This is a genomic window from Pseudomonas sp. GW456-L13, from assembly GCF_017350115.1.
GTDB classification, from domain to species: Bacteria; Pseudomonadota; Gammaproteobacteria; order Pseudomonadales; family Pseudomonadaceae; genus Aquipseudomonas; species Aquipseudomonas jessenii.
The window spans coordinates 1,935,390-1,949,020 of the sequence record NZ_JACNAS010000002.1; the positions used below are offsets into that span (position 1 = coordinate 1,935,390).

General features: G+C 61.2%; 12 protein-coding genes. 4 read left to right on the forward strand and 8 right to left on the reverse strand.

Annotated elements, in window-relative coordinates; all coding sequences use genetic code 11:
• Nucleotides 1–83: 83 nt before the first annotated feature.
• The 8 genes from J4D25_RS23020 to bioB all read right to left on the reverse strand — a co-directional run bounded on the left by J4D25_RS23020 (nucleotide 84) and on the right by bioB (nucleotide 8,688).
• On the reverse strand, nucleotides 84–1,376 hold the full coding sequence (locus J4D25_RS23020; protein WP_057713033.1) for a GGDEF domain-containing protein: 1,293 nt from the start codon (nucleotides 1,374–1,376) through the stop codon (nucleotides 84–86).
• Between the two features lie 195 nt (nucleotides 1,377–1,571).
• Complete coding sequence (locus tag J4D25_RS23025; RefSeq protein WP_057713032.1) at nucleotides 1,572–3,377, reverse strand: phenylacyl-CoA dehydrogenase; 1,806 nt, start codon at nucleotides 3,375–3,377, stop codon at nucleotides 1,572–1,574.
• A 276-nt stretch (nucleotides 3,378–3,653) separates the two neighbouring features.
• The gene (locus J4D25_RS23030; RefSeq protein WP_057713031.1) at nucleotides 3,654–3,950 is read right to left on the reverse strand and encodes a hypothetical protein; all 297 of its coding nucleotides are present in this window, start codon (nucleotides 3,948–3,950) and stop codon (nucleotides 3,654–3,656) included.
• 123 nt (nucleotides 3,951–4,073) lie between these two features.
• On the reverse strand, nucleotides 4,074–4,754 hold the full coding sequence (bioD, locus tag J4D25_RS23035) for a dethiobiotin synthase (protein WP_057713030.1): 681 nt from the start codon (nucleotides 4,752–4,754) through the stop codon (nucleotides 4,074–4,076).
• On the reverse strand, nucleotides 4,751–5,563 hold the full coding sequence (gene bioC, locus J4D25_RS23040; RefSeq protein ID WP_057713029.1) for a malonyl-ACP O-methyltransferase BioC: 813 nt from the start codon (nucleotides 5,561–5,563) through the stop codon (nucleotides 4,751–4,753). The genes bioD and bioC overlap by 4 nt, the downstream gene beginning before the upstream one ends.
• Entirely contained in the window at nucleotides 5,556–6,287 is a 732-nt protein-coding gene (locus J4D25_RS23045) for an alpha/beta fold hydrolase (protein WP_057713028.1), read from the reverse strand. Before J4D25_RS23045 ends, bioC begins: the two co-directional genes overlap by 8 nt.
• On the reverse strand, nucleotides 6,280–7,458 hold the full coding sequence (bioF, locus tag J4D25_RS23050; RefSeq protein ID WP_057713027.1) for an 8-amino-7-oxononanoate synthase: 1,179 nt from the start codon (nucleotides 7,456–7,458) through the stop codon (nucleotides 6,280–6,282). The genes J4D25_RS23045 and bioF overlap by 8 nt, the downstream gene beginning before the upstream one ends.
• A gap of 174 nt (nucleotides 7,459–7,632) precedes the next feature.
• Complete coding sequence (gene bioB, locus J4D25_RS23055) at nucleotides 7,633–8,688, reverse strand: biotin synthase BioB (protein ID WP_057713026.1); 1,056 nt, start codon at nucleotides 8,686–8,688, stop codon at nucleotides 7,633–7,635.
• Between the two features lie 93 nt (nucleotides 8,689–8,781).
• Here bioB and J4D25_RS23060 point away from each other — a divergent pair, with 93 nt between their 5' ends.
• The 4 genes from J4D25_RS23060 (at nucleotide 8,782) to J4D25_RS23075 (ending at nucleotide 13,479) form a co-directional block, all read left to right on the forward strand.
• A complete protein-coding gene (locus J4D25_RS23060; protein ID WP_057713025.1) occupies nucleotides 8,782–9,522 on the forward strand; it encodes a ComF family protein in 741 nt (246 codons plus the stop codon).
• A 63-nt stretch (nucleotides 9,523–9,585) separates the two neighbouring features.
• A complete protein-coding gene (locus J4D25_RS23065) occupies nucleotides 9,586–10,350 on the forward strand; it encodes a TOBE domain-containing protein (RefSeq protein WP_057713024.1) in 765 nt (254 codons plus the stop codon).
• Nucleotides 10,351–10,417: 67 nt separating this feature from the next.
• The gene (locus tag J4D25_RS23070) at nucleotides 10,418–12,319 is read left to right on the forward strand and encodes a PhoX family phosphatase (protein ID WP_057713023.1); all 1,902 of its coding nucleotides are present in this window, start codon (nucleotides 10,418–10,420) and stop codon (nucleotides 12,317–12,319) included.
• Nucleotides 12,320–12,504: 185 nt separating this feature from the next.
• The gene (locus J4D25_RS23075; RefSeq protein ID WP_057713022.1) at nucleotides 12,505–13,479 is read left to right on the forward strand and encodes a serine/threonine protein kinase; all 975 of its coding nucleotides are present in this window, start codon (nucleotides 12,505–12,507) and stop codon (nucleotides 13,477–13,479) included.
• Nucleotides 13,480–13,631: the final 152 nt, after the last annotated feature.

Sequence of the window (13,631 nt, forward strand, 5' to 3'; positions counted from 1 at the left end):
TCATTCTCCGTCGGCAGATTTCTCCAACCTACTGCTGCCGACCACGCCTCACAATCACTTTGCGCTCGCTGAATGCGCCATCATCACTCAACCGTAGCGGCGTCCATGCGCACGGCGCCACGGCGGTTCTGCCCGAACGCCATCACGCAGTTGCGCCCGGCGCCCTTGGCGCTGTAGAGCGCCTGGTCAGCGGACTTGAGCACTTCTTCGGGGGTGCGTTGTTCGATCCGTTCGGCAACACCGATACTGACCGTCACCGACACACTCGACGCACCGGAACCGGCACGCCGCTGGCGCCCCTGACTATCGTCCTGCGGGCGGTTTTCCTGATTGCGCAGCTGAATGTTGTAAGTGGCGATGGACTCGCGGATGACTTCCAGGTGCGGCATGCACTCTTCGAGGGTCTTGCCTGCAAACACTAGGGCAAATTCCTCGCCGCCATAGCGATACGCCTTACCGCCACCGCCGATTTTCGACAGCTTGCTGGCCACCAGTCGCAGCACCTGGTCGCCGACGTCGTGGCCGTGGGTGTCGTTGAATTTCTTGAAGTGGTCGACGTCGCTCATGGCCAACACGTAGTTGCGCCCCAACCGTTGCATGCGTTCATTCAACGCGCGACGGCCCGGCAGCCCGGTCAGTTCGTCGCGGAACGCCATTTGATAGGCCTCGTGGGCAACGGCGGCTGCGATCATCAGCATCACCTGGCTGCACATGATGTTCAGCGTGAACGGCAGGATGAAGGTTTTCGGCAACATCCAGAACAACCCGAGCAGCCCCACCCATTGCGCGGCATGCAGCGGTCGCGGGTTGCGCCAGTATTGCCAGGCCAGCAACAGGAACGCAGCGATGAACACCGGATAGGACAACTGGATCAGGCTCATCCAGGCGCCATGCAAGGCAGGCCAGCGAATCTCCGACAGCCAGATCAGCAGCGCGTGTGGATAACTTTGCTCAAGCCCCAGCGCCACGCTGCCGACCGCCAGCAAGACCGCGAAGCGCGCCACCATGTCCTGGAACAGATGGGTGCGTTCCTGCCACGCCGCGAACACGCCAAACAGCAGCGGCAGCAGCAGGCAACACAAATGAAAGACCACCGCGGCGTCGTCACGCACCTTGCCGTTGTCGCGGTAATAGTCGGTCTGGGTGTCGAGCAGGAAGTAGGCGATGTACACCGTGACCATCAGAAACAGTTCACGCTGGCGTCGGTACACCGCGCAATAGGCGCCACCGAGCAACAACACCAGGGTGGGCAGCACGTTGAACAGCGACGTGAAGAAGACGTTCAGATCCTTGATGTAAGCAGCCGCAAGCCCCGCCACCAACAGCAGCAATGACGGCAGGAAATGACTGAAACGTACAGCAGATGAGCGCGGCAAGGGTAAAGCTCCGACCCGTCAAATCAATAGATGGCAATGTGCCAACTACTGTAACGGCAGGAAGCCCGAGTTACTGAGTGAATTACTGAGGTATTTTTCAAAGGGCGTTGCAAACATTTTCCACCGCCAACCTTTAAAGCAAAAAAGCCGCTGTTCCCGAAGGAGCAGCGGCTTTTTGAAGTACTTCGCTAAGGCTTAGTAGCCCAGGTCGAAGTTCTCTTCTTTCATATCCATCAGGTTGTTGGCGCCCGACAGCATGGTTACGACGTGAGTGCGGGTACGCGGCAGGATGCGCTGGAAGTAGAAGCGCGCAGTCTGCAGCTTGGCGGTGTAGAACGCCTCTTCGGAAGTGCCGGCAGCCAGTTTCTCGGCAGCCAGGCGCGCCATGTCGGCCCAGAAGTAGGCCAGGCAGGCGTAACCGGAGTACATCAGGTAGTCCACGGAGGCCGCGCCGACTTCTTCGCGATCTTTCATGGCGGCCATACCGACCTTCATGGTCAGCTCGCCCCATTCCTTGTTCAATGCGGCCAGCGGAGCGACGAACTCTTGAACCGCTTCGTTGCCTTCGTTGGTCTGGCAGAACTTGTGGACGATCTTGGTGAAGCCTTTCAGAGCCTCGCCCTGGGTCATCAGCACTTTACGGCCCAGCAGGTCGAGTGCCTGGATACCGGTGGTGCCTTCGTACAGCATCGAGATACGGCTGTCGCGGACGTTCTGCTCCATGCCCCACTCGGCGATGAAGCCGTGGCCGCCGTAGATCTGCACGCCGTGGTTGGCCGATTCGAAACCGACTTCGGTCATGAAGGCTTTGGCGATTGGAGTCATGAACGCCAACAGTGCGTCGGCTTTCTTCTTCTCTTCTTCGTCCACGCCGTACTTGACGATGTCGACCTGCTTGGCGGTGAAGTAAACCATCGCGCGGTTGCCTTCGGCGAATGCCTTCATGGTCAACAGCATGCGGCGTACGTCAGGGTGCACGATGATCGGGTCAGCGGCTTTGTCCGGCGCTTTGGGACCCGTCAGCGAGCGCATCTGCAGACGGTCGCGAGCGTATTTCAGGCCACCCTGGAAACCGACTTCAGCGTGGGCCAGGCCTTGCAGCGCGGTACCCAGACGTGCGGTGTTCATGAAGGTGAACATGCAGTTCAGGCCTTTGTTCGCCGGGCCAATCAGGAAACCGGTAGCGCCGTCGAAGTTCATTACGCAGGTAGCGTTGCCGTGGATGCCCATTTTGTGTTCCAGGGAACCACAGGACACGGCGTTGCGCGCACCGATCGAACCGTCTTCGTTCGGCATGAATTTCGGAACGATGAACAGCGAGATGCCTTTGGTGCCAGCCGGTGCATCCGGCAGGCGAGCCAGCACGATGTGGACGATGTTGTCGGCCATGTCGTGTTCACCGGCCGAGATGAAGATCTTGGTGCCGGAAACCTTGTAGGAACCGTCGGCCTGAGGCTCGGCCTTGGTGCGCAGCATGCCAAGGTCGGTGCCGCAGTGCGGCTCGGTCAGGCACATGGTGCCGGTCCACTCGCCGGAAACCAGCTTGGTCAGGTAAGCCTCTTGCTGCTCAGGGGTGCCGTGCTCGGAGATGGTGTTCATCGCACCGTGCGACAGGCCTGGGTACATGCCCCACGACCAGTTGGACTCGCCAACCATTTCGCTGATGGCCAGACCCAGGGACTCCGGCAGGCCTTGGCCACCGTGCTCTACGTCGTGAGCCAGGCTTGGCCAGCCACCTTCGACGAATTGCTTGTAGGCTTCCTTGAAACCAGTCGGGGTCTTAACGCCGGACTCGCTCCAGGTGCAGCCTTCGAGATCGCCCACGCGGTTCAGCGGAGCCAGTACCTGCTCACAAAACTTGGCGCCTTCCTCAAGAATGGCGTCAACCATGTCCGGAGTTGCGTCGGCACAAGCCGGAAGGCTCTGATAGTGCGCTTCGTAGCCGAGCAGCTCGTCACGAACGAAGCGAATATCACGCAAGGGGGCCTTGTAGTCAGGCATAGCGATAAACCTCTGCTGATGTAACCGGGAATGAACGACCGCATTGATTTGTTGTTGCGATCAAACAGTTGTTTGAAACATACGTTTACGCCCAAATCTTGTCAAGCGTCGATCTTTTTCCGTCCGTCACCGAAGATCAGGCACATCTGCGCGCAACCGCACGACGGACATTGACCGAGCGAGCCACCATGCAGAAAAGATTAGTTGAGTGAGAAGGACTTACGCAGAAAAACGCCGCGAACAGTCGCGGCGTTGGAGAGACGGATTCAATGAGGATCAGGCGAAAGTATCGATCAGCGTTCCGAGCACTTCGTCGGATGCCTTGGCGACTTTGGCGCCCAGTTCGACCTGAAATTTGCCTTGGGCCATTTCGACCACATTGCTGGCCAGGTCCGATTGCCGGCTGCGATCAACCGATCGCAGACGATCGACCTGCGCCTCGGAGGACTGGCTGGTGACCGAGCGCTCGATCGTCGTGTTGGCGATCTGCCCGGCGGCTTGATCGACACGGTTCTGCCCTGCCTGAAGGGTGCTCAGACCGGCATAAAAAGCGGGGCTTCCTGAGATTTCCATGGGAGAACTCGTCCTTTCAAAGGATCAACAGTGGCCATTGAAGCAGAGTGGCCGGCAAAACACTCGACAAAAACACTAATGGCACAGTGCCTTGTCATAGGCAAAGCCCGCAAGCCACTCGCCTCAGTCCAACAGGTCCAGTTGCAAGTGCTCGGCCACTGCCTCGGCCGTAACGGCCTTGAGTTTAGGCACACGCCCCAGGCACGGTGCCGGGAGGCGCTCGGCCAGGGTAGCCAGGTTTTCTTCCAGCCGCGAGGTCTTCGGTTCGATGATGTTGGCCACCCACCCCGCCAGTTGCAAACCGTCCCGGGCAATCGCTTCGGCGGTCAACAGGGCATGGCTGATACACCCCAGGCGTACACCGACCACCAGGATCACCGGCAGCTTCAATGCGATGGCCAGGTCCGACAGGTTGTCCTGATCCGCCAGGGGTACGCGCCAGCCACCAGCGCCTTCGATCAGGGTAAAGTCCGCCTGCATGCCCAGAATCTGCCGCATCGGCGCCAGCAACGACTGCACCGTCAGCGCCACGCCCGCCTCTCGCGCCGCCAGATGCGGGGCAATGGCCGGTTCGAAGGCCATCGGATTGACCTGTGCGTAGGTCAGCGGCAGCGAACACTGCGCCAGCAAGGCCAGCGCATCGGCGTTGCGCAGGCCTTTAGGTGTCACATCGCAACCGGACGCGACCGGCTTGCCCGCCGCCGTGCTCAAACCCGCCGAACGCGCCGCATGCAGGAGCCCCGCAGCGACCGTGGTTTTACCGACATCGGTATCCGTGCCGGCGATGAAATAGGCTGCGCTCATAAGGGTTTCTCCAAAACGGCGTACACCACTTGATAAGTCGCCGGCAGTCCCTGGGCCTGACGAAACTGTTCGTAAGCCTCGATCAAACCCAAAATCCGCGCCCGGCCGGTCAAGCCACCCGGCCGCCCGGGATTGAGATTGTGCGCACCCAACGCCTTGAGTTCATGGGTCAGGCTGCGCACATCCGGGTAATACAGCACGTGCGCAAGGTTTTGCAGACTGACCGCCCTCAAGCCGCTGGCCGCACACAGTTGTTGATAAACACCAAACTCCCGGAAGCGGTTGACGTGCACCATACCGTCGACTTCGCGCCAGCTGTCGCGCAATTCAAACAACGTCCCTACACACAGACTAGCAAACGCGAAAATACCGCCCGGTTTCAGTACTCGAAAGGCTTCACTGAGCACCGAGTCGAAGTCCGCGCACCACTGCACCGCCAGGCTGGAGAAGATCAGGTCGCAAGACGAATCCTGCAGTGGCAGTCGCTCGGCATCGCCGGCCACGAAGTATGTGGCACCCCCCAATGGCCGGGCGTGGTTGAGCATGCCCTCGGCAATGTCCAGCGCCACCCCGTGGCTGCCCGGAAATCGCTCACCCAGGGCACGACTGAAATGCCCGGTGCCACAGCCCAGGTCCAGCCAGCGCTGCGGTACGAAGTCCTGCGGCAAGCGCCCGAGCAATTGGCTGCCCACATCACGCTGCAACTCGGCCACGCTGTCGTAGCTTGCTGCCGCACGGGAGAATGAGGCTGCTACCTGGCGCTTGTCGGGCAAGGCGCCGGGCAGGTTGGGAAGGGATAAATCAGTCATCGCCGGACTCATGCAAAAAGGCCTGGATCGCCCCCGCCACACCGTGGGGATCCTCCAGGAGAAACACGTGGCTGGCCTGTTCAATCAGACCGATTTCGACATCCGGCAGCAATGCCAACAACTCGCCCGCCGCTTCCACCGGCACCAGCCCGTCGAGGCCGGCGAACAGATGCAATTGCGGACCGCGGAACGAATGCAGCGCCTGTCGTGTATCCAGTTGCGCGAGCACTTGCAGACCACTCAGCAACACCGGCGCAGCGGTGTTCGGGGCGCCGCCGAGCAACAACCGCGACAATCCGCGTGGGTCTTCGGCGCCTTGGGCACAAAGCAGTGAAAAGCGTTTCAAGGTCGCGCGCGGATCGGCTTCACATCCCGCCAGAAACGCATCGAAGGTTTCCCCGGACATGGCGCTTGTCCATTGATCATGAGCGACAAAAGAAACGTTGCTGGCCAGGGTGAACACACCACAGCAGCGATCGCCACGCCGGGCCGCCAATTCGCAGGCGAGCATGCCGCCCAATGACCAACCGCCCAGCCACACGTCTTGCGGCAAGGTCGAATCAAGCTCATCGAGCCACTCTTCAAGATCGCTCGACGCCAGCTCCGGCAACGGCTCGATCTCGACGCGCAGGTGCTCATCCAGGCCACGCAAGGCCGCCGCCAGAGGCTCCAGCGGTGAAACGCCAAGGCCCCAGCCGGGCAGCAGAATCAGACGATCACGCATGGCTTGGCTCCGGCTTCAGTTGTTGAAAACAATCGGCCAGTCCGTTTAACAATAGCTGTACCTGAGCCTCACTGTGGGCCGCCGTCAACGTGACCCGCAGCCGGGCACTGCCGGCGGGTACGGTCGGCGGGCGAATCGCGGTCACCATCAACCCGCGTTCACGCAGCATTTGCGAAAGGCGCACCGCTCGCCCCGCGTCACCGATCATGATCGGCTGGATCGGCGTGAAGCTGTCCATGAGTTCCAGGCCAATCTGCTCGGCACCTTTGCGGAACTGGCGGATCAGCGTCTGCAAATGCTCGCGGCGCCAGTGTTCGCTGCGCAGCAGTTCCAGGCTTTTCAACGTGGCGCAGGCCAGCGCGGGGGGCTGGCTGGTGGTGTAGATGTAGGGGCGGGCAAACTGGATCAGGCTTTCGATCAGCTCTTCGCTGCCAGCCACAAAGGCACCCGCCGTACCGAACGCCTTGCCGAGGGTGCCGACCAGCACCGGAACGTCATCCTGGCTCAAGCCAAAGTGTTCGACGATGCCGCCACCGTTGGCACCCAGCGGTCCAAAACCATGGGCATCGTCGACCATCAACCAGGCGCCTTTGGCCTTGGCTTCTCGGGCCAGCGCCGGCAAGTCGGCAAGATCACCGTCCATGCTGAACACGCCGTCGGTGACCACCAGTGTATTGCCGGTGGCTTTTTCCAGGCGCTTGGCCAGGCTCGCCGGGTCGTTGTGCAGATAACGATTGAACCGCGCGCCGGACAACAGCCCCGCGTCGAGCAGCGACGCATGATTGAGCCGGTCTTCGAGCACCGTATCACCCTTCCCCACCAATGCCGTGACCGCACCGAGGTTGGCCATGTAGCCGGTGGTGAACAGCAACGCCCGCGGGCGACCGGTCAGGTCGGCCAACGCTTCTTCCAGGGCATGGTGCGGGGAACTATGGCCGATGACCAGATGCGATGCCCCTCCGCCCACACCCCACTTCGAAGCGCCGGCACGCCAGGCTTCGATCACTTGCGGATGATTGGCCAGGCCCAGGTAGTCGTTGTTACAGAACGCCAGCAACGGCTGGCCATCGACCACCACTTGCGGCCCCTGCGGGCTTTCAAGCAGCGGGCGCTGGCGGTAGAGGTTTTCGGCACGACGGGCGGCAAGGCGTGCGGCGAGATCGAAAGACATGCAGGCCTCGAAGTTCAGATCACAGAAATCAAAATGAATGCGATCCCTGTGGGAGCGAGCTTGCTCGCGATGGCGGCGTCACATTCAACATTGATGTCGACGGACCTGACGCAATCGCGAGCAAGCTCGCTCCCACAGTGTTTTGCATTCCAGCCAGAGAAGTCGGTGGAAGACTCAAACAGCCGCGTTGTAAAACTGCTCGCTGCTCTTCTGCTCCACCAGCGCCTGCTCGATAGCTGCCTGATGCACCTCGTCGGCGTGCTCTTCGCGGGCTTCCGGCAGGATGCCCAGGCGCGAGAACAGTTGCATGTCCTTGTCGGCCTGCGGGTTGGCGGTGGTCAGCAGTTTTTCGCCGTAGAAAATCGAGTTGGCACCGGCGAAGAACGCCAGGGCCTGCATCTGCTCGTTCATGGCTTCGCGGCCGGCGGACAGGCGCACGTGGGATTGCGGCATCAGGATGCGCGCGACGGCGAGCATGCGGATGAAGTCGAACGGATCGACGTCGTCGGCATTTTCCAGCGGCGTACCGGCGACTTTCACCAGCATGTTGATCGGCACCGACTCCGGATGCTCAGGCAGGTTGGCCAACTGGATCAGCAGGTTGGCGCGGTCGTCCAGCGACTCGCCCATGCCCAGAATGCCGCCTGAGCAGATCTTCATCCCCGAATCACGCACGTACGCCAGAGTTTGCAGGCGTTCGCTGTAGGTGCGGGTGGTGATGATGCTGCCGTAAAACTCCGGCGAGGTATCGAGGTTGTGGTTGTAGTAGTCGAGGCCGGCCTTGGCCAGCGCTTCGGTCTGCTCCTGATCCAGGCGACCGAGGGTCATGCAGGTTTCCAGGCCCATGGCTTTCACGCCTTCGACCATTTTCAACACGTACGGCATGTCCTTGGCCGACGGATGCTTCCACGCCGCGCCCATGCAGAAGCGGGTCGAACCGATGGCCTTGGCGCGAGCGGCCTCTTCGAGGACCTTCTGCACCTCCATCAGTTTCTCTTTTTCCAGGCCGGTGTTGTAGTGACCGGACTGCGGACAATATTTGCAATCTTCCGGGCAGGCGCCGGTCTTGATCGACAGCAGGGTCGACACCTGGACGCGGTTGGCGTCGAAATGCGCACGGTGCACCGTCTGCGCCTGGAACAACAGGTCATTGAATGGCTGAACGAAGAGTGCTTTGACTTCGGCCAAAGTCCAGTCATGACGCAGGGTGGCAGTGGTGCTGGCGCTCATGGGCGTTTCCTTTGAATTATGCTTTGGCAGTCGGCTGGGTAATGGAGTTTCACAGCCGCTTCACAGATGTTTCGGCATATTTAAGGAAGAGCGATGCGCTGTCAACCACGATACGAAGGACCGGTTTACATCTGGTTAAAAAACAAACAACCATGCCTTTTGTGCGATGAAACGGCCGACGGCATCCCTCCTGTCTGCACGGCCTGCGAAATCGAGTTGCCCTGGCTCGGTGATCACTGTCTGACCTGCGCCCTGCCGCTCCCGGCCGCAGGACTGACCTGCGGCCATTGCCTGAAGCAGCCACCGGCCTTCGAACAAGTGATTGCGCCCTGGACCTACAGCTTTCCGGTAGACAGCTTGATCACCCGCTTCAAACACAACGCCAAGTGGCCGTTTGGCCGCCTGCTCGCCGAACTTCTCGCTCAATACCTGCAACATCGCTTCGAAGACGATCTGCTGCGACCCCAGGCGCTGATCCCGGTGCCGCTGGCCAATCGGCGCCTGCGCCAGCGCGGGTTCAATCAGGCGGCGATGCTGGCTCACTGGTTGAGTGCAAGTCTCGATATCCCTTGCGACGAACGGTTGCTGCTGCGCACTCAAGACACCGACGCCCAACAGGCATTGAACGCCGAAGCCCGCCTAAGGAACCTGCGCAATGCTTTCGCCCTGGCACCCGGCGCGGTCGTCAAAGGCCGACACCTGGCTCTGGTCGACGACGTACTGACCACCGGTGCCACGGCCCAGGCCCTGGCTCGCCTGTTGATGGACGCCGGGGCGGCGAGGGTCGACGTCTATTGCCTGGCCCGCACGCCCAAACCCGGCGAGACACCCTGACTTGACTCGCGCGGCCCAAGCGACCAACGTCCTCACCATCGTCACCACCCAAAGCGACTTGTCATGTCTTTGCCAACCTTGCTGTCCCAGCACATTGTCCGCCGTCCGCAGCGCATCGCCCTGCTGCAGCACATCGCCGAACAAGGCTCGATCACCCGCGCGGCCAAAAGCGCGGGCTTGAGCTACAAGGCTGCCTGGGATGCGATCGATGAGCTGAACAACCTGGCGCAGAAGCCGCTGGTGGAGCGGATTGTCGGCGGCAAGGGCGGCGGCGGTGCGCGCCTGTCCAACGAAGGTGAGCGGGTGTTGCGCCTGTATCAGAAGCTGCAAGCCTTGCAGGCCCAAGTGCTGGAGGCAACTGAAGACGCGAGCGATCTGGATCTGCTCGGGCGCCTGATGCTGCGCACCAGCGCGCGCAATCAGTTGCACGGCAAGGTGATTACGATCGAACCTCAGGGACGCAACGACCTGATTCGCCTCGAAGTCGCCGAAGGCGTGATCGTCGCCGCGCAAATTACCCACGACAGCACCGAGCGCCTGGAACTGCAAATCGGCACTGAAGTCGTGGCATTGATCAAGGCTGGCTGGCTCGACGTGCTGCAAATCGACTCTGTCGAAACGCCTGAAAACAATTGCCTCAGCGGCATCATCGAAAAAATTCTCGACGCCGACGACGGTCCCAGCGAAGTGCGCATCACCCTGCCCAACGGCCTGACTCTATGCGCCTTGGCCGAACCGAGTCATCTGCGAGCGTCGGGGCTGACGTGCGGCAAACCGGTGCGCGTGGAGTTTTCGCCGTCCAGGGTTCTGCTGGGCACACCGCTGTAAGCAGAACTGCAACAAAAGGTTCATGACTCATCATTAAGGTGTCTGCAAAATCCGCAGGGAGCCTGAAATGAGCCTATTAGAAGAAAACCAGTCCACCGACCTCGAAACCATGGTCGGCCTCAGCCGTCGCGGCTTCATCAGCGCAGGTGCCCTGTGCGGCGCGGCGATGTTCCTTGGCGGCAACCTGCTGAGCCGCAGCGTGATGGCCGCCAGTGTCAGCGCCGGCAACAGCCAGTTGCTGGGTTTCGACAGCATTGCCGCCGCCACCAGCGACACCATCACCCTGCCGCCGGGCTACAAGTCCTCGGTGCTGATCAGCTGGGGCCAGCCCCTGCACAAGGACGGTCCGGCGTTCGACCCGAGCGGCAACGGCAGCGCCGAACATCAGGAAGTCCAGTTCGGCGACAACAACGACGGCATGAGCCTGTTCGAGTTTCCGGGCGAAAAAGACCGGGCGCTGATGGCGATCAACAACGAATACACCAACTACCGCTACCTCTACGCCCATGGCGGCATGCCGCAATCGGCGCAAGAAGTGCGCAAGGCGCTGGCCTGCGAAGGTGTGTCGGTGATTGAAGTGCAGCGCAAGAACGGCCAATGGCAATTCGTCCAGGGCTCACGCTACAACCGCCGCATTCACGGCAACGCACCGATCACCCTGAGCGGCCCGGCCGCCGGACATGCCCTGCTCAAAACCAGTGCCGATCCGCACGGCAAGAACGTCCTGGGCACCTTCCAGAACTGCGCCAACGGCAAGACGCCGTGGGGCACCTATCTGACCTGTGAAGAGAACTTCACCGACTGCTTCGGCAGCAGCAACGCCGAGCAGAAGTTCGACCCGGCGCAAAAACGCTACGGCGTGGTGGCCACCAGCAAAGAAATCAACTGGCACCAGCACGACGAGCGCTTCGACATGGCGAAGAACCCCAACGAGCTCAACCGTCACGGCTGGGTGGTGGAGATCGATCCGTTCGATCCGAAATCGACGCCGGTCAAACGCACGGCCCTGGGCCGCTTCAAGCACGAAAACGCCGCACTGGCCGAAACCGGCGACGGTCATGCCGTGGTGTACATGGGCGACGATGAACGCGGTGAGTTCATCTACAAATTCGTCAGCCGCGACAAGATCGACCACAAGAACCCCAAGGCCAACCGTGACATTCTCGACCACGGCACCCTGTACGTGGCGCGGTTCGATGCCGGCGACGGCAACGTCGATCACCCGAAAGGCCAGGGTGAATGGATCGAACTGACCCACGGCAAAAACGGCATCGACGCCAGCAGCGGTTTTGCCGATCAGGCCGAAGTTTTGATTCACGCGCGTCTCGCCGCCAGTGTGGTGAAAGCCACGCGCATGGACCGCCCGGAATGGATCGTGGTCAGCCCCATGGATGGCCAGGTCTACTGCACGCTGACCAACAACGCCAAACGCGGCGAAGACGGGCAACCGGCGGGCGGGCCGAACCCGCGTGAGAAGAACGTCTACGGCCAGATCCTGCGCTGGCACACCGAGCGTGACGATCACGGCTCGAAAACCTTTGCCTGGGACCTGTTCGTCGTCGCCGGTAATCCGGGGGTTCACGCCGGCACACCAAAAGGCGGATCGTCGAACATCACGCCGCAGAACATGTTCAACAGCCCGGACGGTCTGGGCTTCGACAAGGCCGGACGCTTGTGGATTCTCACCGACGGCGATTCGAGCAACGCCGGAGACTTTGCCGGCATGGGCAACAACCAGATGCTCTGTGCCGATCCGGTAACCGGTGAGATTCGTCGCTTCATGGTTGGCCCGGTAGGTTGTGAAGTGACGGGGATCAGCTTCTCGCCGGACCAGAAAACCCTGTTTGTCGGGATTCAGCATCCGGGTGAAAACGGCGGTTCTACCTTCCCCGAGCACCTGCCCAACGGCAAGCCGCGGTCTTCGGTGATGGCGATTTCGCGGGAAGATGGCGGGATCGTCGGCGCCTGATCCGGCCTCTTCGCGGGCAAGCCCGCTCCCACAGGATTGGCGCGATTTCAAATCTGGCGCATGACCTGTGGGAGCGAGCTTGCTCGCGATGGCGGCAGCCCAGACAGCACACATCCACTAAAACCGCGCCGTCTGCGCTACCATGCCTGGCCGGACGCAGCAGCCTGCTGCGCGCAGGAGTCAGCATGGCCCACCCGTTTGAAACCCTCACACCAGACCTCGTGCTCGATGCCGTCGAAAGCATCGGCTTTCTCAGCGACGCGCGCATCCTGGCGCTCAACAGCTACGAGAACCGTGTCTATCAGGTCGGTATCGAAGACGCCGAGCCGCTGATCGCCAAGTTCTACCGGCCGCAACGCTGGAGCAACGAAGCGATTCTGGAAGAGCACCAGTTCACCGCCGAACTCGCCGACTGCGAGGTGCCGGTCGTGGCGCCGTTGATCCACAACGGTGAAACCCTGCACGAACACAACGGTTTCCGTTTCACCCTGTTCCCCCGCCGTGGCGGTCGAGCACCGGAGCCGGGCAACCTCGACCAACTCTATCGCCTGGGCCAGTTGCTCGGGCGCCTGCATGCGGTCGGCTCGACCCGGCCGTTCGAGCACCGTGAAGCGCTGGCGGTAAAAAACTTCGGCCATGACTCGCTGGCCACATTGCTCGACGGCAACTTCATCCCCCGCAGCCTGCTGCCGGCCTACGAGTCAGTGGCCCGCGATCTGCTCAAGCGTGTGGAAGATGCCTACAGCAACACGCCTCACCAGAACATCCGCATGCACGGTGACTGCCACCCCGGCAACATGATGTGCCGTGACGAGATGTTCCATATCGTCGACCTCGACGACTGCCGCATGGGCCCGGCAGTGCAGGACATCTGGATGATGCTCGCCGGCGATCGTCAGGATTGCCTGAGCCAGTTGTCGGAACTGATGGACGGCTACAACGAATTCCACGACTTCGATCCCCGTGAACTGGCCTTGATCGAACCGTTGCGCGCCCTGCGCCTGCTGCATTACAGCGCCTGGCTCGCCCGCCGCTGGGACGATCCTGCCTTCCCCCGCAGTTTTCCGTGGTTCGGCACCGAGCGTTATTGGGGGGATCAGGTGCTGGCGTTGCGCGAGCAGTTGGCGGCGCTCAATGAAGAACCGCTGAAACTCTTCTAACCCACCCTGCCCCCCCTGTAGGAGCGAGCCTGCTCGCGAAGAACGCAAGGGCAACGCGTTTATTCAGACAGCACGCGTTATCGTTGACGTCCATCGCGAGCAGGCTCGCTCCTACAGATACCGATGTTCACAAATGTCCTACCTATTCAGTC

Bases quoted from the DNA above. Each gene is read 5' to 3' on its own strand.
- J4D25_RS23025 (WP_057713032.1), bottom strand. From the start codon at position 3,377: ATGCCTGACTACAAGGCCCCCTTGCGTGATATTCGCTTCGTTCGTGAC.
- J4D25_RS23030 (WP_057713031.1), bottom strand. From the start codon at position 3,950: ATGGAAATCTCAGGAAGCCCCGCTTTTTATGCCGGTCTGAGCACCCTT.
- bioD (WP_057713030.1), bottom strand. From the start codon at position 4,754: ATGAGCGCAGCCTATTTCATCGCCGGCACGGATACCGATGTCGGTAAA.
- bioC (WP_057713029.1), bottom strand. From the start codon at position 5,563: ATGACTGATTTATCCCTTCCCAACCTGCCCGGCGCCTTGCCCGACAAG.
- J4D25_RS23045 (WP_057713028.1), bottom strand. From the start codon at position 6,287: ATGCGTGATCGTCTGATTCTGCTGCCCGGCTGGGGCCTTGGCGTTTCA.
- bioF (WP_057713027.1), bottom strand. From the start codon at position 7,458: ATGTCTTTCGATCTCGCCGCACGCCTTGCCGCCCGTCGTGCCGAAAAC.
- bioB (WP_057713026.1), bottom strand. From the start codon at position 8,688: ATGAGCGCCAGCACCACTGCCACCCTGCGTCATGACTGGACTTTGGCC.
- J4D25_RS23060 (WP_057713025.1), top strand. From the start codon at position 8,782: ATGCGCTGTCAACCACGATACGAAGGACCGGTTTACATCTGGTTAAAA.
- J4D25_RS23065 (WP_057713024.1), top strand. From the start codon at position 9,586: ATGTCTTTGCCAACCTTGCTGTCCCAGCACATTGTCCGCCGTCCGCAG.
- J4D25_RS23070 (WP_057713023.1), top strand. From the start codon at position 10,418: ATGAGCCTATTAGAAGAAAACCAGTCCACCGACCTCGAAACCATGGTC.
- J4D25_RS23075 (WP_057713022.1), top strand. From the start codon at position 12,505: ATGGCCCACCCGTTTGAAACCCTCACACCAGACCTCGTGCTCGATGCC.